Below are 18,439 nucleotides of genomic sequence, written 5' to 3' on the forward strand. Positions count from 1 at the left end.
GGCGCTCCATTGAGCGCCATTATTTACATTTATCATCCAAATGTTACATGTTGGGGTAGTTTGGACCACCACCGCCTTCCGGTGTAACCCAAGTGATGTTTTGGCTCGGATCTTTAATGTCGCAGGTTTTGCAATGAATGCAGTTTTGCGCATTGATTACAAACTTGGGTTGACCCGCCTCTTCGACGATTTCATACACGCCTGCTGGGCAGTAACGCTGTGCTGGCTCATTAAACTGAGTCAAGTTAATGCCCAGTGGAATGCTGCTGTCCTTGAGACGTAAATGGCAGGGCTGATCTTCCTCATGATAAGTGCTCGACAGATACACTGAGGACAGTTTATCAAAGCTAAGCTTGCCATCGGGTTTTGGATAATCAATCTTGCTGTAAGCGCTCACAGGTGCCATTTGCGCATAGTCTGGGTGCTCATCACGCAGTGTGATAGGGAACTTTCCGCTAAACCAGTTTTGATCTATATAGTTGAATGCGCCGCCTAAATAGGTACCAAATTTGTGCATTGCTGGACCAAAGTTGCGGGATTTATGCAATTCTTCGTATAGCCAGCTTTCTTCAAGGTGGGTTTGGTAACAGTCGAGATCTTTACCGCCTTCAACCCCAGCCATCATGGCTTTACCTAAGGTTTCTGCTGCAACAATTCCGCTCTTCATCGCAGTGTGAGTGCCTTTGATTTTCGCAAAGTTCAACGTACCCGCGTTGCAGCCTATGATAAGACCGCCGGGGAAGCTCATCTTAGGAAGCGAGTTCAAGCCGCCTTTAGTGATAGCACGGGCGCCGTAACTGAGACGTTCGCCGCCGGTTAAATACTTTGCAATCACAGGATGGGTTTTATAGCGCTGGAATTCGTCAAATGGGCTCAGATGCGGATTTTTGTAGTTCAAATCGATAATGAGACCGACCGCAATCTGGTTGTCTTCCATGTGATACAGAAAGCCGCCACCCGACGCGCCCTCGGTTAATGGCCAGCCACCAGTGTGCACCACTTTGCCTTGCTCGTGTTGCTCGGCGGGGACTTTCCAAATTTCTTTGAAGCCTAAGCCGTAATGCTGGGGTGTTTTACCATTATCTAAATGGTATTTTTCGATCAGTTGCTTGCCTAAGTGGCCGCGGCAACCCTCTGAGAAAACAGTATATTTAGCATGCAGTTCCATGCCGGGCATAAAGCTGTCTTTGGGTTCGCCATCGGCACCCACTCCCATATCGCCAATCAAAATACCTTTAACGCTGTTATCGGCGTTAAATAGCAGTTCACTGGCGGCAAAGCCGGGGAATATTTCGACACCGAGTTCTTCTGCGCGATTGGCAAGCCAGCGGGACAGATTACCGACGCTGATAATAAAATTGCCGTCGTTGTGCATGGTTTTTGGCACAAAGGCATTGGGCATCACTCGGCCGTCGGTGGCGGAGCTGAGTAGGTAAATTTCGTCGTGGGTGACAGCGGTTTTTATTGGAGCATCTTTTTCGCGCCAGTCGCTGAATAGCTCGTCTAGCACTTTTGTCTCGAACACAGCGCCTGACAGAATATGCGCGCCCACTTCTGAGCCTTTTTCTACCACACAGACGGTAATTTCTTTACCTGAATCCTGTGATATTTGCATTAATCGACATGCCGTGGCCAAGCCAGCTGGACCAGCACCGACGATAACAACATCGAATTCCATTGATTCGCGTTCCATCAGTTCACCTCTTCCTTCACGTTTCCCCGATTTTTATCGAGTGTTGTAGTTTGTAAACGGGCGTTTTATTGCTTGCACCACCTTACCTGAAAATAAGATAAGGTCACAGTGGATTAAGCTGCAGTTTAGTCTAATTCAATACAAATCTTTAGGTGAGGACTGTCACAGATTATTCACGCTAGCGTGATCTAGGTTAATAAATACCTGTTTAGGGGTATAGCTAGTGAGTACTTTCGGCCTATAATCACCGACGACGGTTCTCCGAGCTTGCCTGCCTAAGTCGAAAGATATGGAGGTGTAGCCGTGGTAATAATGCCACCGGGGTGGGATAAGAAATGCTCTCACCTCCCACACTTGGAAAGGTGATCATGTCTCAATTACAAGACAGCTTTGGTCGAAAATTTCACTATTTACGGATGTCAGTCACTGACGTTTGTAACTTCAAATGCAGTTACTGCCTTCCTGATGGTTATCATCCTGAAGGTAAACCAAAATTCTTATCTCTCAATGAGATAGAAAACTTAGTCTCCGCATTTAGCCAAGTCGGCACCCAAAAAATCCGCATTACAGGCGGTGAACCTACCCTGCGTAAAGACTTTACCGACATCATTCGTGTCGTCGCTGATAACCCGCGCATTCATACTATTGCGACGACCACTAATGGATATCGACTCGAAAAGCATGCCAAAGAATGGTTCGATGCTGGCTTGCGTCGTATCAATGTGTCCGTGGATAGTTTAGATCCCAAAATGTTTTACCAGATCACCGGCGAAAATAAGTTTGATGAAGTGATGCGGGGGATTGATGCCGCCTTGTCGGCAGGTTTCGAGCGAGTAAAAATCAACGCCGTACTGCTTAAAGGCTTAAACGATAAAGATTTGTCACGTTTTTTACACTGGATTAAACACACGCCAATCGACCTGCGTTTTATCGAGCTGATGGAAACGGGTCTTGGTCGTGAGTATTTTGAAGCCCATCACCTAGCGGGCGCCGACATCAAAGCACAGTTACTGGCAGATGGTTGGCAATTAGATACGCCAAGTGCCTCCGATGGTCCAGCCCAAAATTTCAGCCGCAGCGATTATCAGGGCCGTATCGGCTTGATCATGCCCTATGCCAATAATTTTTGTGCTACCTGTAACCGTTTACGGGTATCTGCTAAGGGTAAATTGCACTTGTGCCTCTTTACGGAATCCGGTGTCGATTTACGTGATCTGCTACAGCATTCTAACCAGCAAGCGGAATTAATTGAGCGTCTGCACGGTCAATTAGCCCAGAAGAAAGAAACCCATTACTTGCATCAAGGCATCACAGGTGTCACTCAGCATCTTGCCTCTATTGGCGGCTAGACCTGATTTTAGGTCTGTTGCCATAGCCAATTTAGCGCGAGTATAAGCTCAATTTCCCTTGTACCCTGTTTTGACCTCAATTAAAGGATCGCTCCAATGAGCAATGTATTTACTCATATTAATGCCGATGGCAATGCCCATATGGTCGATGTAACTGAAAAAGCCGTTACCGAGCGCGAAGCCCGTGCAGAAGCTTTTATCGAGATGGCGAGCACGACACTCGAGATGATCATGAGTGGTAGCCACCACAAGGGTGATGTGTTTGCGACCGCGCGTATTGCGGGCATTCAAGCTGCGAAAAAAACCTCAGATCTTATCCCTCTCTGCCATCCGCTGATGCTAACGAAAGTTGAAGTCGATTTAGAGGCACAACCTGAACATAACCGCGTGCGTATTACTAGCCTGTGCAAGTTATCCGGCAAAACGGGCGTAGAGATGGAAGCGTTAACTGCGGCTTCAGTGGCGGCGTTAACTATCTATGACATGTGCAAGGCCGTGCAAAAAGATATGGTGATCTCCCAAGTCCGTCTGTTGGAAAAGCGTGGCGGCAAGTCGGGACATTTTAAGGTTTAGCAGATCAAAAACGAGAGAAGACTATGATTAACGTGTTGTTTTTTGCTCAAGTTCGAGAATTGTTGGGCACAGCTAAATTAAGCCTAGAGGCGAGCGAGCAGACACAAACTGCCGAAGCATTACGGGCAACGCTGGCGGCAACCGACGACAAATGGGCTAAAGTATTAACCTCTGACAAATTGCTGGTGGCGGTAAATCAGACCATTAGCCAATGGGATACACCTGTAAACGATGGTGATGAAGTCGCCTTTTTCCCACCGGTTACAGGAGGTTAATATGCGTTTATTACCTGCAGTTCGAGTGCAAGAGGTCGATTTTAGTGTTTCTGACGAATATCGCCAGCTAGCTCAAGATGATAGCGATGGTGCCGTAGTCACTTTTGTCGGCAAAGTGCGTGATTTTAACGATGGTGCCGTGGTGACAGATTTAACCTTAGAGCACTATCCGGGTATGACCGAAGCCGTGTTAGAACAAATCGTTGCCGAGGCGCGTAGCCGCTGGCCGCTCAATAAAGTGACGGTTATTCACCGTGTCGGTACTATGGCTCTGGGTGAGCAGATTGTGTTTATCGGCGTAACCAGCGCCCATCGCAAGGCCGCTTTTGCTGCCTGTGAATTCTTAATCGACTTTTTAAAAACCAAAGCGCCATTCTGGAAATTAGAAGCGGGCGAGCAAGGTAAAAGTTGGGTTGAAGCGAAAGATGCCGATGAACAAGCGGCTAAGTTATGGCAACACAAAGACTAGTCGTGTGACAGATAACTCGTAGTCGCAACGCAGCTTGCCAGTTTAAGACCCGCGCGAATATTGCACTAAGGTGACCCAATGCAGAGTTTGACCCGTTTCTTTCATACCTGTGTTTTTGCATTACTCTGGTGCTTGGCGGTCGCGCCATCTAGCAGTCGAGCGGCGGATAATACAGCGATTCCCGCAATTGCCGCTGCCTCTGATTTACGTTTTGCCCTCGATGATATTAGCCAAAAATTTACCAATGAAACTGGGCTAAAAGTAAAAATATCCTATGGGTCATCGGGCAATTTTGCTACTCAAATCCAAAATGGGGCGCCCTATGAATTATTTTTATCTGCGGATGAAAAATATATTCAGCAATTGCACAGTGCTGGCGTTGCCCGTGATGCTGGCGTTCTTTATGCCCAAGGGCAACTCGCTATTGTTGTACCTAAAACCGGTCGTTTGTCCGTTGATCCTGAACTTAAGGGGTTAGCCGAAGCACTCGCTGCAGGAAAAATTACCCGTTTTGCTATTGCTAATCCTGATCACGCTCCCTATGGCGAAAAGGCCAAAGAAGCATTGCAGTTTGTGCAGTTGTGGGATGCGATTCAACCTAAATTGATCCTTGGGGAAAATGTGTCCCAAGCAGGGCAGTTTGCGATTAGTGGTTCAACCCAGGGCGGGATTATTGCGCTCTCTTTAGCTATGTCTCCTACTTTTGCCAAACATAGTGATTACGCCATAGTGCCAGCAAAAATGCATAGCCCACTGTTTCAGCGTATGGCATTAATGGCCAAGGCGGGTGAAACAGCTCAGCATTTTTACGATTATTTAAGAGCCGATAGTGCCCGTCGTGTTTTGGCCGATTATGGTTTTTCATTGCCAGAGCAACCATGATGGATTGGCAGGCACTTTGGTTATCGGTCAAGCTGAGTGGCATCACAGTTTTAGTGTTGATTCCTCTAGCTATATTGGCTGGACGGGCATTAGCCTATCGTCAATTTGTCGGCAAATCTTGGGTCGAGGCGCTGATCATGGTGCCCTTAGTATTACCGCCGACTGTGATTGGTTATTACTTGCTGGTGGGGCTTGGCAGTCAAAGTTGGCTCGGACAATGGATTGAGCAAGTCATGGGTCAGCAACTCGTGTTTCACTTTTCTGGTCTGGTTATCGCCTCCGTTTTAGTCAATATTCCCTTCGCAGTGCAGCCGATACAACGCGCCTTTGAAACTGTACCTAATGATGTTCGCGACGCAGCGGCTTGTTGCGGTATGAGTCGACTTAAAATTCTACTTAAAATTGAATTGCCTATGGTGTGGCCGGGTGTGTTAACGGCATTAGTTTTGTGCTTCTCCCATGTGCTTGGGGAGTTTGGCGTTGTGCTGATGATGGGCGGCAATATTGCTGGCGAGACCAAGACGATTTCGATTGCAATTTATGACAGTGTGCAATCATTCGATTTTAATGCTGCTGGCACTATGTCATTAGTCTTATTGCTGTTTGCCGTGACGGCGTTAGCACTAACAACCAGTCTATCGCGGCGTTTAGGAGGTCAGCGTGGCGCAAATCATCGCTGATCTGCAGTGTCAGATCCAAAATCATAAACACATTAAACTCAACGCCGATTTCCGCTGTAAAGCGGGTGAAGTACTTGCTGTGGTCGGGCCGTCTGGCGGTGGAAAAACCACACTGCTACGGATGATCGCTGGGTTAAATCATCCCGATACGGGACAAATCCACTTTGGCGATCGGCCTTGGTTTGATGATAAAGCGCGTATCGCCTTAAGCCCGCAGCAACGCCATATCGGTTATATGCCGCAGCATTTTGGCTTATTTCCGAATCTCACTGCCTTAGAAAACGTAGTCGCTGGACTTGACCATATCCCCAAATTGGAGCGCATACCGCGCGCGAAAGATTGGCTCGAACGGGTCAATCTACAGGGATTACCTGATAGATTACCGGCGCATTTATCGGGCGGCCAACGCCAGCGCGTTGCGCTTGCCAGAGCGCTTGCCCGCGAACCGTCGGTTTTGTTGCTGGATGAGCCTTTTTCTGCGGTGGACAGGGAAACTCGCGAGCGTTTATACCTTGAGCTTGCGCGCCTCAAAGAACAGTTACTTTGCCCAGTGATTATGGTCACCCACGACTTAAATGAAGCCTTACTGCTGGCTGATTCGATGATTTTGATCAGCCAAGGCAAGATGCTACAGCAAGGTGCACCTTTCGAGGTGTTATCGCGGCCACGAAATGAAGCTGTGGCTAGGCAGATGGGGCTAAGAAATATTTTTGATGGTGAAGTGGTATTTCAAGACTGCACTAAAAATCTCACTTGGCTTAAATTTGGCGAGCAGTTAATTGCCTGCGACTATGGCAAAGATCGCCCTGTGGGAAGTCGAGTCCGTTGGGTTATCCCCAATCAAGGTATTCGTTTTAATTCGATTTCCAAAGGGCGTTTATGCCGCAGTTTTAATAAATTAGATGTCACGATCGACGCTATGCTGGTGATGGGCGAATCCGTTCGGCTTATCTGCTACGTCACTGGCACCCCGTTACAACTTAACACCGAAGTCTCGCTGCATTTTGCCCAAAAGCTTGCTCTTACTAAGGGGATGCAAACTACGGTGGCACTCAAATCCGAACAAATTCATATTTTGGAATAGCTTAGTCCACCATGATAACTTTGAGTAAACCTGCCACCATTTAGGTGCGATTTCGCATTATCGCGTCTAGCTCAGTTATCAATTGGGCTATTGTTGTTTGAAATTGAGCCAATTCCGCTTCAGCATTATTATTTCCCTGTTGCCTCATTTTTTCTTCGAGTATCCAAGCGTGCTCTGCTATTGATGTGAGTCCTAACATACTGATAGTTCCCGCACATCTATGGATCTTATCCGCAAGTTGAGGTGCTTTAAGTTGAATATCCTGAAGTGAGATTTCGAGCTCAGTTTTAAACATTAATAACATTTTGCTTAATGTCTCTTCGCGACCAAAGGCATCCTCTAATATTTTTATATCGATAAGTGCTGGTTTTGCAGACGGTAGCCATTTCAAAAGCATTTCATACAGCTCATCTAAGTGCAGTGGTTTTGCCAGTAAGTCATCCATCCCAACTGCCATGCACTTTTGTTTTTGCTCATTTAGCACGTTGGCCGTGAGTGCGATGATGGGAATATGTTGCCCCTCGATTTCCTGCGATCTCACTTGTTGGCAAAAAGTGTAGCCATCCATCACTGGCATGCGGCAATCGCATAACACTAAGTCATATTGAGTCTTTTGCATGAGGGCGAGCGCTTGGGCACCGTTATCTGCAATATCACATGTTAGGCGTAACTGTTTCAGCTGTCGCTGCACCAATATCTGATTAAGTTGATGATCTTCAACTAATAATATTTTGCATTCTGGCCAGTTAAACTTAAATTGAATATCCCTTTGCGGGGTTGAGACAATAGTATCAATCCACCCCATGTTGATGTAACACACATCCTTCACAGCCTGTGATGTTAAGGGGTTAGCATTCAATAAACATTGCTCATTTTGATATCTATAACCCAGTGCTTCATTAAAGTGAGTGCAGAGTATGTGTTGCCGATCATCCGAAGCATTATCAGTAAACAACAGGTCTGCATTGGCTTTATTCTCTGTTAATACAATGCCTAATGAAGCTAAATGCCAAGATAAAGTGTGACGTAATTTTATATCGCCGATGGCGATATATGCTTTTAATCCCTGCAATTGTTCATCAAATTCATTCTGAGCCACTACAGGTAAGCGAATGCGTAAACCAATAAATGTGCCTAAATGAGGGGCGCTATTCAGGATAATGTCGCCGCCCATCATTTCGGCGAGTGTATGGCTAATAGCAAGGCCCAAACCTGCACCACCATAGCTACGTGTTGTCGAGACATCAGCTTGCTCAAAAATATTGAATATTCGCGCTTGAGTCTCAGTGTTCATGCCGATACCCGTATCTTGTACGCCAATGAGCAGTAATTGTTGACCTTCTTGTTCGGCTTCAAGCTTGACTGAGACTTCAATAAACCCGCGTTCAGTGAATTTAATGGCGTTATTTACCCAGTTGAATAGGATTTGCTTTATGCGAAGGCTGTCTCCTGTTACCCGTGCTGCTACGCCTTGGTCAACGTGTAAGTAGAGGCTTAAGCCTTTAGTGCGTAAATCATTCATGACCATATTAAGCGTACTATCGAGAACTTCACGCAATAGTATTGGTGTTGATTCCAGACGCATTTTTCCCATGTCTATTTTAGAGAAATCGAGAATGTTATTAATGATCTGGAGGATTTCTTCCGCACCATTGCTAATGATTTGCACCATTTGTTTTTGTTCTATACCAAGAGGGGTAAAGCTGAGTTGCTCTGCCATACCCACGAGCCCATTCATGGGCGTGCGGATCTCATGGCTCATGGCTGCGAGAAATTCAGCTTTTCTTTTAGTGGCTTGCTCGGCGTTTTCTTTTGCGATGGCTAGAGCATTTTCGACGATGCGCCGTTTATTGATTTCTTGCCTGAGTTTTAAATAGGCTATGGTTAAGCCGCCAATGAAAAGTAGTAACCCTATCGCAATCGGCAGTAGTGTTTTGAGTAAGGTGTGCCAAGAGATGCCTTCGCTGTAATTTACGGCTAGCCAAGTATTGCGGATCTGCTGTTTTTCTTTCTCACTCATACTGGAGAAAACACGGTTAATTAATGGGATAAGTGGCCAATAAGGTTCACGAACGGCAACAGCGAGTTCATCTTTATAAGGCGTTGGTGCCGCTACTCGTAATTCATCGTCAAATTTGTCGTCGATAAGCATAGTCACAACGGCCAAATTACCTATGTAAGCTGCTGCTTTGCCCTTTGCTACTAAGGTCAGGCCCTCGTCGGGATTGGCTGAAACTACAACATCGATATTCGGATAGGCTTTTTTAATGTTTGGCAGCAGTAGATTATCTGTGATGACCACGCGTTGAAAGTTCAGTTCTGACAGCCCCGCGATTCGCGGACTGTTGCGGGCAGTGGCTATAACAATAGGGAAAGACGTAAACACTTCGCTCATGTGCCAGTCTGGATATTGTGCTTTCAATCGCGTGGGAATAATGGCGAGATCAATCTCATGGTTAACGAGTGCGCTTTGAATTTCATCCCACGTTCTGGTTTTTTGCGCCGCATAATCTAGCCCTAGTTTTTCTCTAAATTGCTCAAGGTAATCAGCAATTAAACCAACCAAGATGCCGTTATTGTTAACCGAAGAGAATGGCATCCAATGGCTTACAAATCCGACTCTGAGTGAAGGTAGACCTGCCAGCCATTCGCGTTCATTGGGTCTAAGTAGAAAATTACTGTGGCCTAAAAAATGAAGATCACCCATACCTAGCCAAGTCACTTCGAGAGCATTGCGCTCTTCTACACTCAGAGCCATTAAGGCGTTATCGAGTTGTGTTACAAGCAGGCTATTGTTCTTCGTGATCCCTAAATGTAAGTTTTCCATCATCAGGGGGGCTTGGGCAACGATAAGAAGTTCAGGGTGTGCGCTAATGTATTGGTTAGCAACATGAAGATTACCGATATAGGCATCGGTCGTTTTATCAATGACGGAGGAAAGTGCTTGTTCTGTATTAGAAAATGTTACTTCTGTTACGGTTGGATAATGCAGTTTGACTAATTTCTCCGTCGAGAATCCTTTTTCAACGGCGATCCGAGCTTGGCCAAATTCACTCACATCGCGAAAAAATCGGCTGTCGTAACGAATAACGACAACAGTAGGGGAGGTGTAGTATGAGCGGCTAAACATAAGGCATTGAGTACGTTCAACAGTACGAAAAGCGTCAAGCAAGACATCGACTTCCCCATTACAGCCAGCAGAATAGAGGCTCATCCAATTGGGATAAACCTTCCAGTCAATTTGATAATTAAGATTTTTGGCGAGCAGTTGTATGAGTTCGACACTAAATCCCGTTGTTATCTGGTCATTAATTTGTTGAAAAGGTCCCCAGCCATTGGCGAGTACGCCTACTCTAATTGTTGTGGTTTTGGGCTGTTCGGCATGTGTGATAAAAGTCATGCATAGCAGGGATAAGCAACTGAAGATGCAAAGAAGTTGGTAACGCATTTTTTGAGTAGCACTCATCTCTATGACCAAAGTGTATTAAGTCTCGAAAAAAACACCGATGCCAAGTAGTATAGATAAGGCATCCATAAGTTCACATTATCACGAGGAGTTATATATGGCTTTTAAGATCATCCTTGCCGACGATCACCCTATTATACTCACTGGCGTGCGTAGTTTGATGGCTGAAATGCAGCCAAGTTGTGACATTGTTGCTGAAGCAAATAATGTTTCCGAATTATGGCGTACATTAGAACAACATGAATGTGACTTATTGATCACAGACTTTAGTATGCCTAATGATGACAATGTCGATGGTATGGCCATGATTAAACAGCTAAGACGAAAATATCCAAATTTACCCATAATAGTATTGACCCAAGTACATAATTTAGGTGTATTACAAGCGCTGTTACAGATTGGAATACAAGGCTTATTATTAAAAAAATCAGTCATTGCCGAATTAGAGAAAACAGTTAAAAAAGTATTATTAGGTTCTGTTTACATTGGCGAAACTGTCCGTGAATTATTAAATGAACAAGGTATTAATCAATATACCATCCCAGTTGAACTTTCACTGAAAGAAATAGAAGTGGTACGTTTACTGGCAAACGGCATGTCAGTGACTCAAGTTGCCAGCTATTTACACCGCAGTGTAAAAACCATAAGTACCCAAAAAACCAATGCGATGCAAAAACTCGGTTTAAAAAGTGACAGTGAATTGTTTCATTATGCACAGCAACAGGGATTATTTTAATGTTAAAATGGAGGGATTTCAGCCTCGAACATAATAGTTACATCCCCTTGGTAAGTGCTTCCTGGATATTTCATCATTTCAGTTAAGTTGGTTTTGTTAATTTCAAACAATAGCTTTCTTGCAACATTGATATATTCCCCATCTGTATTTGTAAAATGGTACTTTGATGTCGATAGCGGCACTGATTTTCCTATACCATTTATATAACTGATTTCTATATTTGTTTTGTGACTGTTTTTAATGTTTTTAAGTTGGCACTGGCCATTGTTTTGATATTGGCAATAACTCAATGAAACATCAAATGGTGCGCTAAACCAAAGCTTAAACGGCAATTCAGCTTTCAAGTTGGTGGGTGTTTTACCGCTGTTAATCCATGGTGCCCAACCTTTGGGTGGCTGCAAGATCACTTTATTGCTACCAGCAGGGAACTCAACCTTAAGTTGATGCGTGACCCTTAAGGTAAATTCTATGGTTACGTTTGAGTCTGAATAGGTTGCATCACCAAAGTCGAGATCTTTATTGCGTCCAAGGCTCAAGGTTAAGCTGCCCTTATAAGTGCCATTTTCCATTTTTAAAGGATCGGGAGGTTGCAGTTTATAACTAATATAAATCCTTTGAAGGGTGATATTCTTTGATGATGTGAATTCCGGGTTAAATTTATTGTTGTAACAAATGCCTCCAGACTGTTGGTTAGCATTTTTTATATCATAAAAATAATCTAAAATACCAATGCTTGCCCATATTTCCAATCTAAGATTGCAATCGCCTTGAACGCTATTCAACCAATATGATCCTGTATTTCCAGCATCTTTAACTGCATTCGGAGTTTGAGATGCCCCAATTTGTGTTAGTTTGAACTTCATTTTATGTGTTGTGCTGCTCCCTTTTTTTATTAGCTCTACTGTTTTTTCACCAGAAAACTTCTGATAGGTAATAGCATGTTCGAGTTTTTGATCATTCTTTATTAATTTTTCTAATATTTTAGTCTCTACTTTTATTGCTTGTTCTTTGTCTAAAGATGCTGTGCCATTACACCAAAATTCAGGACCTGAGCTGTTTGTTGATACTGAGCAAGGGGTGGTATTAATAAACTTACTACCATTAATATCATAGGGTGCAGGTTTATATTCAGCAGTAACCTGAATGGTGGCGGCCTCTGTTAATTGGCTGAGTAGTAGATATCCCATCAAAGTATATAAAGCGTAACGATAATTCACTTGGCTAGGTTCTCTGTTAATGTTTGTTGTGCCCATGTTTGGGCATTACAAGTGATATTGCCTAATAGCAATAGGTTCTGTTCACGTTTTACTCGGTGTAAATCGAGTTCAAGGTTGCACTCTTGTATACCTTGATACTCCACTTGTAAGCTCGGATGGTGTTCACTCATTTCAACGGCAAAAAAGCCATCGGCCTCACTCAAGCTGCGTCCCGCATGGTTGGCGATAAGCGCGCCTTTAAGCGGCAATCCCTGTTGATTCACTAAGCGGCCAATCACAGTAACAGTCTTCATGACTCTGATTTGTTGGTAACTGACGCCTCCTTTATTGAGGTGGTAATGCAATACGCTCGGTTGGATGACTGAAGGTGTGTCATCAAAGTCCTGTATGGCGAGTTGTACGCTACCGCTGCGATAGGCGGTCACTGGCACTAAGTTGCGCCCAGGCTTTAAGGTGACACTGCCACCGTGCTCATTTTCTGCTTGTAAAAGGATGTCTGGGGTATCAGCCATGACATCGATTATCATGCCCGCATCGTGGTTTTGGCTTTGGCCTGAGATGCTGAGTTCACCTTGTTGCCCTAGTGCAACCATGCTATCGAGGTTTATGCCGCCTGTGATGCCGCTGTTATAGGAGGATGACTGTGCATAGGCATCCCCGCTAACAATATTGTTGCTAAAGCGGCTATTGGCGGTTGCGCCAACACCATAGCTATCCGTGTTTAGTCCCATCCCTATGGTTTCAATGCCACGCCAGTCTAGTTGCTGTTGGTAATCAACATAGGCATGCTGTTCTTGCCCGCCAGAACGTGAAGTTCTGCTGCCTAAGCCACCACCCATTCGACGCGTTTGATCGCCTAAGTTCATACTGAAATAAAGTGCTCCGCCTTGGTCGCGCTGGCCTGAAGTGTTAATGCTGCCGGGACGATCGAACGCATTTAAACTCCAACTCATTTGGCGTCCCCAGAGTTTGCCGTTGTACTGCCAACCTAAGTCAATACCTTGACCTTGCTCGGATTGATGTGACAAATAGGCGGAAATAGAGTGACCTCTTCCTAGGTTATGTTGCAGAGATGCACTCGTCTTTTTGGGATTAGAGTTCGTAATATCACTGCTTTGCGATTGGCTGAGTTGTTGCTGATGGCTAAGTACAAAACTACCTTGCCTGTAGCTATAAACTGCTTGCAAATCAAAATCGCTGCCCTGTTGTTCATTCATCACCCAATTACCAAAAAAGCGCAGTTGTTGGTTCCAGTCCCAATCAGCCGAAATGCTGTAGTGCCAACCTTTATCCATAAATTGAGCTGCAGCGCCAAGGATGATCGCCGGTGTTAATAAGTAGTTTGCGAGTACCCCCGTGCTGAGTCCGCGTCTGCTTTCATCATCCCAATTCGTTATTTCTTGTAACTTTTCTCCAGCAAACAAGTTCACCCGAAAGGGTTCTTCAGTGTTTTGCCATTGAATGGGTTTATTAATGATTTCTCGACGACGTTCAGTGACTTGGCCATCTTCTAGAATCCGAATTTCAACTTCATATATGCCAGATGGTAATACTTTAGTATCAATGGCTTGTAAGCCTGCGTTAATCTGTTGCGAGTTGATCAATTGCCCATTTTGGTAGATTTCTACCATACCTGCACGATTCGGAGTGACATAAATGGGTGTGGCACTGGCATAGGCTTGATCGACCAATAACTGATTAGAGTCACCCAACATCACCCCCATCACAGCTTGTGAGCTGCCGCTATAAATGATGGGCTGACGAACTAAACCTTGGGCATAAGGGGAGAAATACCCGAGTCGATAGAAGTGTCCTTCGTTTTGACGTTCTGTATACAACTGTTGAATAGCCGAGTTTAGTGCTTGATCGTTATTTTGAGTGACTTCACCTTCAAGCAGTGTGGTCCACTGGCCTAAACTTGCTTGGGCTTGCAAATTATAACGGCCTGCGTAATCGCTCTCATTGGATTGACTCCAATTGAGTTGTTGTCGAAATAGCGCTCCGTAGCTTCCCTGTTCAGGCAAGGCATAGTAGTGCGAGCTTGATGGTTGTTTTTCGATATTGGCCGTTAAAATAGATAATTGAGAGTTCTCCAAATTATATTCAATCGCTAATATGCCGCCCTGACAGCCTTTTGGGCACAAACCCAACTTATGTTTTTGGTTTAATTGCGCTATCCATAATTGTTGCTGACGTTCGTCAAGATCGCTTTCGCTCACGTCTATGAGTTTTAATAGTTGCACACTGGTATCGAGTCCTAACACTATTTCACCTTCGCCAAGCAATTTATTATCGATGGTGATTCTTACTGTTAATGGGGCATTGAAAAAATGCTCAGAAAATCCATCAGGCAAGTCTTGATATTGCTTTAGCAGCTTGAGCGAGTCCGATGGCGTGTTATTCGCCAAAGAGCAAGAGCTAAAGATTAGCGTTGCGATCAGAATCGTCAGAATCGTCAGGATCAAAGATGACAAGTGTGTTGCCTCATATCGAAAAGATGAAAAGCATGAGTCGTTAACTTGAAAATTAATAAAGCTCCCTTTGCGGGAGCTTTTTTGAAATTTAACTTAATAAATCTCTATGGTTTTTTAATTGGCGCTTCCGATTCGAAAATCATATTGACCATGCCTTGGTAGTTACCTGCTACATAGCCGCTTGCTGGCGCAGTAGGAATGATCTCTAGTGCAAGGGTTTTACCTGTTTTAGCATTGTCGACATCGACTAATTCTGTCGCAGATGTCTTCAGTTCAATACCGCCCACTTTAACTGTTAGTGCAATATTATCATTGCCACTGGCGATAATGGCTGGGTTTGATAAGTAACCCGTAATAGCACCAATAGTACTTTTAACTTCTAGTTGCTTATTTAATTGATCTAGCTTTTTTGTATGGGCGTTATATGCTAACTTTTGCTGGCTGTTGATCCAGTTATCATTGCCTGTTGGTTGCACAAAAAAGTTCTCTGACGGAATTTGTGCAATCACAGTGACTTGATGTTCAATCTTTTCAGCCGCAAATGAGTTCATGGCCACTAATAAGGTTATTGGGGCCGCTTTCCATATTTTCATTACAGTCTCCTTTAGGATGCATTAGTTACCAATAACTATGCTTTTGGTTTTATCACCTTCAATCAATTGAAAGTGATAGCTTTCGTTACTATTTTTTACCAGTTGTTTTTTTGAGCCGGGTAAGATGTGCAATTTGGTCGCTGTGGAACACTCTTTGGTTTTTTTGTTACATGATTCAAAAAAATCTAAAACAATAGTCGTATTCCCGTTATTTTTTATTTCTGCGCTATTTGTGTCTTCCGTTATTTCAGTCGAGTATTTAGGTTCTTCTGGGGTGATAAATAAAAATGCCCCATAACCTGTTAGTATTTGTATTCCGGCAGTGAGTTCTTCACGCGTTTTTTCAGTTATTTTCTCATCAAATCCATCATTGTTTTTTGGCTGCACTGGTACGAAGCGAACTCTAAAGTAACGTTCTGTGTCTTTTTTATCTAAGAATAACAATCTCGTTGCTTGTACTCCCTTGGCTGGAATAATTAAGCGAGACGGGCTCGCTATCAAGGCGCGGTTTTCTGTTTCTTGTTCAGGCACTTCATAGGGCAGGCCATGTTCATCATATTTTATTTCGTTAATCGATATTTTAATAAATGCGGTTGAATCGCCCATGTTCATTATTTTTTTCAAATAAGTGGTTTTATTGCTAGGCATATAGTCAAATAAGGTGCCTATGCTTATTTCTGCCGCAGCATAAGCTTGAGAGCTATAAAAAATAATACCAAAAAGCGCTAAATATAATCGCATTATTATTGAGTTACCTTGATTTCATTTTTGGTTGATGTTGCTGTTCGATTGGAACAACATTTTAGCTGTATTTTATATGTGTGATTTTTATGCGTTAATAGGAATAGTCCTATAATAAAGTGCAGTGATTTTTTTGTTTTTAGGATTTATCTGATAGAAGCGAGTGCCAATTTAGTTAAAAATAAGTCAGATATATTAATATTCTGTAGGTATCTATGCTGTCAGTTAAGCGTAAAAAAGTGAGTGAAGATATTGCAAGCTGCATTATGTCTGATGTGGTTATGCCTTTTTATCAGCCTATTATCGGGGTTGATAAAACCGTTATAGGATATGAAGCACTTGCACGCCGTTGGGATGCCAAGCGTCATGCTTATACAGGTATTGATTTTTTATTGTTAGATAAAAATGCTGCTTTGCACATTGATATATGGATGTTGAGGTCGATTATCAAAGACTTACCTCGATTAGCCGATCAAGGCGTTGGCATACTGTCCATTAATTTAAATCCCATGCCATACAGTGTGACTTACCAAAATTTATTACAAATGCTGTTGCTTCAAGGAAAAGTGCTGTGCATCAAAATTTGGTTTGAAGTGTTAGAACACACTTTATTAGATGATAAACAGCATGAATTGATTGAAATGTTACGGGCACGAGGAGCCAGCATCGTACTGGATGATTTTGGCACCCAAGAATGTAATTTCTTGCGTATGATGGTATTGCCCTATGATGTCATCAAGTTAGACCGTTCCCTTTTGCTGCAAGCTTGTCGCTCTTCACATTCAATGCGTATGTTGACGAGCTTAGTTGAGTATTTACAGCGATTAGGAATGCAGGTTGTTTGTGAAGGTGTGGAGACTTTGATGCACATTGATGTGGCAACCTTATTGGGATGCGATTATCAACAAGGGTATGCCCATGCTATGCCTGCGCCGATTTCACACTGGGATAGTTAGGGCTAATCACGTACTAGCTGCAAATTAACTGAGGCTGTTTATTTCGTTTTTCGCTTACCGAGTAATCCAATCCAAAATGTCCCTTCCAATAGCATGCCTAAGATGATGAACACCAATGCACTGGTGGCGCTGCCATAGGCATAAGCGCTTAATGCTGCTATTAATAACAAGCTTAAGCTTATCCATCGTATGACTGGTTTCATTTGCGCTCCGATTTAAAAATACCGTTACCTGACACTAAGTTATCTGACTTTAGTCGAGGGCGATTTATTTGCCAATCCCACTTTTTAATGACACAGATAGACTAAAATAACCGCTAAAATTCAATCCTCTTGATTCTAAATGGCGAAATTGAGGGTTATCACTGAAAATGTCATGTTTAAAAATCCTCAGATGATCAAAGCTTAATCTTGTTTCCATCGGTGTTTAAGCTGGTATTAGGTAGACTTAACACATTAGCCACAAAATGATTTAGTGTTTGGCTTATCAGCGATTTAGGTTCTGTTGACGTTGGATTTCAGATCAATTGATGGCCGAACCTGAGTTAACGCTGACACAGTGTGATTCTATATCCAGTGGTAAATTGTGAGGGATTAGCTTGGAATTGCATACAGGCGCAATAGGTCCATCGACTTCTAACTGATTGTCTCATAAGATACAAACTTAGCTGATTTATATGGAGGGGCCATGAGACTATGGTTGCTAGGATTCATGTTGGTATCTGGTGTCGCAACGGCGGCTCAGAGCATGTATTCGATGTTTGCGGGTGGAGACTATGTACCGCCGTTGAGCGTTATGCAGCAGATTGAAAAAGGGTTCTCCGGTGTGATTGCCGAATTTCATATGGAAGAGCAAGAGGGTGAATTAGTCTATCAATTTGAGTTGATTAATCCTTTAGCAAACTCTATAACGCGGTTTGAATATCGTGCCCGTGATGGTAAGTTACTGAAACAAAAGGCGAGTAAAGTAAGCGCCGATGATCTGGGTGAGGTTGAGGCAACGCGTATGATCGCGGCAAAAGATCAAACCTTTTCAGGTCTAATCGTTAAGGCCACTAAAGATCATAAAGCCTTCTTAACTGAAGCAAAGTTAGACCACGACTTAGGTATCAGTTACTTAGAACTTAAGCTGCTCGATGATACGGGTAAGTTTAAATTGGCTTTTGATGTCGAAAATTTACGCCCGTTACCTTTACTCAAGTGGGATTGAAATATCTAAGTCAATCGAGTGCTCACACGAGTGCTTAAGATT

General features: G+C 43.6%; 17 protein-coding genes and 1 riboswitch. Of the genes, 10 read left to right on the forward strand and 7 right to left on the reverse strand.

Going from position 1 to position 18,439, the window contains the following annotated elements; genetic code table 11:
- Positions 1–43: 43 nt before the first annotated feature.
- Positions 44–1,693, reverse strand: coding sequence for an electron transfer flavoprotein-ubiquinone oxidoreductase (locus tag L5M18_RS10630; protein ID WP_263196890.1), 1,650 nt, complete (start codon positions 1,691–1,693; stop codon positions 44–46).
- 247 nt (positions 1,694–1,940) lie between these two features.
- A riboswitch (molybdenum cofactor riboswitch) is annotated at positions 1,941–2,074 on the forward strand.
- On the opposite strand from L5M18_RS10630, the gene moaA reads away from it, so the two are divergent.
- The 7 genes from moaA to L5M18_RS10665 all read left to right on the forward strand — a co-directional run bounded on the left by moaA (position 2,062) and on the right by L5M18_RS10665 (position 7,005).
- The gene (moaA, locus tag L5M18_RS10635; RefSeq protein ID WP_263196892.1) at positions 2,062–3,042 is read left to right on the forward strand and encodes a GTP 3',8-cyclase MoaA; all 981 of its coding nucleotides are present in this window, start codon (positions 2,062–2,064) and stop codon (positions 3,040–3,042) included. (Overlaps the previous riboswitch by 13 nt.)
- Before the next feature lie 96 nt (positions 3,043–3,138).
- The gene (gene moaC, locus L5M18_RS10640; protein ID WP_006079755.1) at positions 3,139–3,615 is read left to right on the forward strand and encodes a cyclic pyranopterin monophosphate synthase MoaC; all 477 of its coding nucleotides are present in this window, start codon (positions 3,139–3,141) and stop codon (positions 3,613–3,615) included.
- Between the two features lie 23 nt (positions 3,616–3,638).
- On the forward strand, positions 3,639–3,890 hold the full coding sequence (moaD, locus tag L5M18_RS10645; protein WP_006079756.1) for a molybdopterin synthase sulfur carrier subunit: 252 nt from the start codon (positions 3,639–3,641) through the stop codon (positions 3,888–3,890).
- A 1-nt stretch (position 3,891) separates the two neighbouring features.
- Positions 3,892–4,359, forward strand: a complete 468-nt coding sequence (gene moaE / locus L5M18_RS10650) for a molybdopterin synthase catalytic subunit MoaE (RefSeq protein WP_198572494.1) — start codon at positions 3,892–3,894, stop codon at positions 4,357–4,359.
- Between the two features lie 78 nt (positions 4,360–4,437).
- The gene (modA, locus tag L5M18_RS10655; RefSeq protein WP_263196894.1) at positions 4,438–5,241 is read left to right on the forward strand and encodes a molybdate ABC transporter substrate-binding protein; all 804 of its coding nucleotides are present in this window, start codon (positions 4,438–4,440) and stop codon (positions 5,239–5,241) included.
- A complete protein-coding gene (gene modB, locus L5M18_RS10660) occupies positions 5,241–5,921 on the forward strand; it encodes a molybdate ABC transporter permease subunit (protein ID WP_105251087.1) in 681 nt (226 codons plus the stop codon). The genes modA and modB overlap by 1 nt, the downstream gene beginning before the upstream one ends.
- Positions 5,902–7,005: an ABC transporter ATP-binding protein gene (locus tag L5M18_RS10665; RefSeq protein ID WP_263196896.1), complete on the forward strand. Its 1,104-nt coding sequence runs from the start codon at positions 5,902–5,904 to the stop codon at positions 7,003–7,005. The genes modB and L5M18_RS10665 overlap by 20 nt, the downstream gene beginning before the upstream one ends.
- A gap of 40 nt (positions 7,006–7,045) precedes the next feature.
- Here L5M18_RS10665 and L5M18_RS10670 read toward each other — a convergent pair whose 3' ends face one another.
- Complete coding sequence (locus L5M18_RS10670; RefSeq protein ID WP_263196898.1) at positions 7,046–10,405, reverse strand: transporter substrate-binding domain-containing protein; 3,360 nt, start codon at positions 10,403–10,405, stop codon at positions 7,046–7,048.
- 163 nt (positions 10,406–10,568) lie between these two features.
- Here L5M18_RS10670 and L5M18_RS10675 point away from each other — a divergent pair, with 163 nt between their 5' ends.
- Positions 10,569–11,207 (forward strand): response regulator transcription factor, encoded by a 639-nt coding sequence (locus tag L5M18_RS10675; RefSeq protein ID WP_168826430.1) that lies wholly within the window; start codon positions 10,569–10,571, stop codon positions 11,205–11,207.
- A gap of 2 nt (positions 11,208–11,209) precedes the next feature.
- Here the strand turns inward: L5M18_RS10675 and L5M18_RS10680 are convergent, their stop codons facing one another.
- The 4 genes from L5M18_RS10680 to L5M18_RS10695 all read right to left on the reverse strand — a co-directional run bounded on the left by L5M18_RS10680 (position 11,210) and on the right by L5M18_RS10695 (position 16,232).
- Positions 11,210–12,460, reverse strand: a complete 1,251-nt coding sequence (locus L5M18_RS10680) for a hypothetical protein (protein WP_263196900.1) — start codon at positions 12,458–12,460, stop codon at positions 11,210–11,212.
- Positions 12,421–14,898, reverse strand: a complete 2,478-nt coding sequence (locus tag L5M18_RS10685) for a fimbrial biogenesis outer membrane usher protein (protein ID WP_263196902.1) — start codon at positions 14,896–14,898, stop codon at positions 12,421–12,423. Before L5M18_RS10685 ends, L5M18_RS10680 begins: the two co-directional genes overlap by 40 nt.
- Before the next feature lie 104 nt (positions 14,899–15,002).
- The gene (locus L5M18_RS10690) at positions 15,003–15,491 is read right to left on the reverse strand and encodes a CS1 type fimbrial major subunit (RefSeq protein WP_168826436.1); all 489 of its coding nucleotides are present in this window, start codon (positions 15,489–15,491) and stop codon (positions 15,003–15,005) included.
- A gap of 21 nt (positions 15,492–15,512) precedes the next feature.
- Positions 15,513–16,232 carry a hypothetical protein gene (locus tag L5M18_RS10695; protein ID WP_263196904.1) on the reverse strand — a complete coding sequence of 240 codons (720 nt, stop codon included), beginning with the start codon at positions 16,230–16,232 and terminating at the stop codon, positions 15,513–15,515.
- A gap of 215 nt (positions 16,233–16,447) precedes the next feature.
- Between L5M18_RS10695 and L5M18_RS10700 the strand changes: the two genes are divergently transcribed.
- Positions 16,448–17,188, forward strand: a complete 741-nt coding sequence (locus tag L5M18_RS10700) for an EAL domain-containing protein (protein ID WP_263196905.1) — start codon at positions 16,448–16,450, stop codon at positions 17,186–17,188.
- A gap of 38 nt (positions 17,189–17,226) precedes the next feature.
- Here L5M18_RS10700 and L5M18_RS10705 read toward each other — a convergent pair whose 3' ends face one another.
- Positions 17,227–17,391, reverse strand: a complete 165-nt coding sequence (locus L5M18_RS10705) for a hypothetical protein (protein WP_105251095.1) — start codon at positions 17,389–17,391, stop codon at positions 17,227–17,229.
- Positions 17,392–17,875: 484 nt separating this feature from the next.
- Between L5M18_RS10705 and L5M18_RS10710 the strand changes: the two genes are divergently transcribed.
- Positions 17,876–18,397: a hypothetical protein gene (locus tag L5M18_RS10710; RefSeq protein WP_113941345.1), complete on the forward strand. Its 522-nt coding sequence runs from the start codon at positions 17,876–17,878 to the stop codon at positions 18,395–18,397.
- Positions 18,398–18,439: the final 42 nt, after the last annotated feature.

The organism is Shewanella sp. SM20 (genome assembly GCF_025654545.1).
Classification (GTDB): Bacteria; Pseudomonadota; Gammaproteobacteria; order Enterobacterales; family Shewanellaceae; genus Shewanella; species Shewanella oncorhynchi.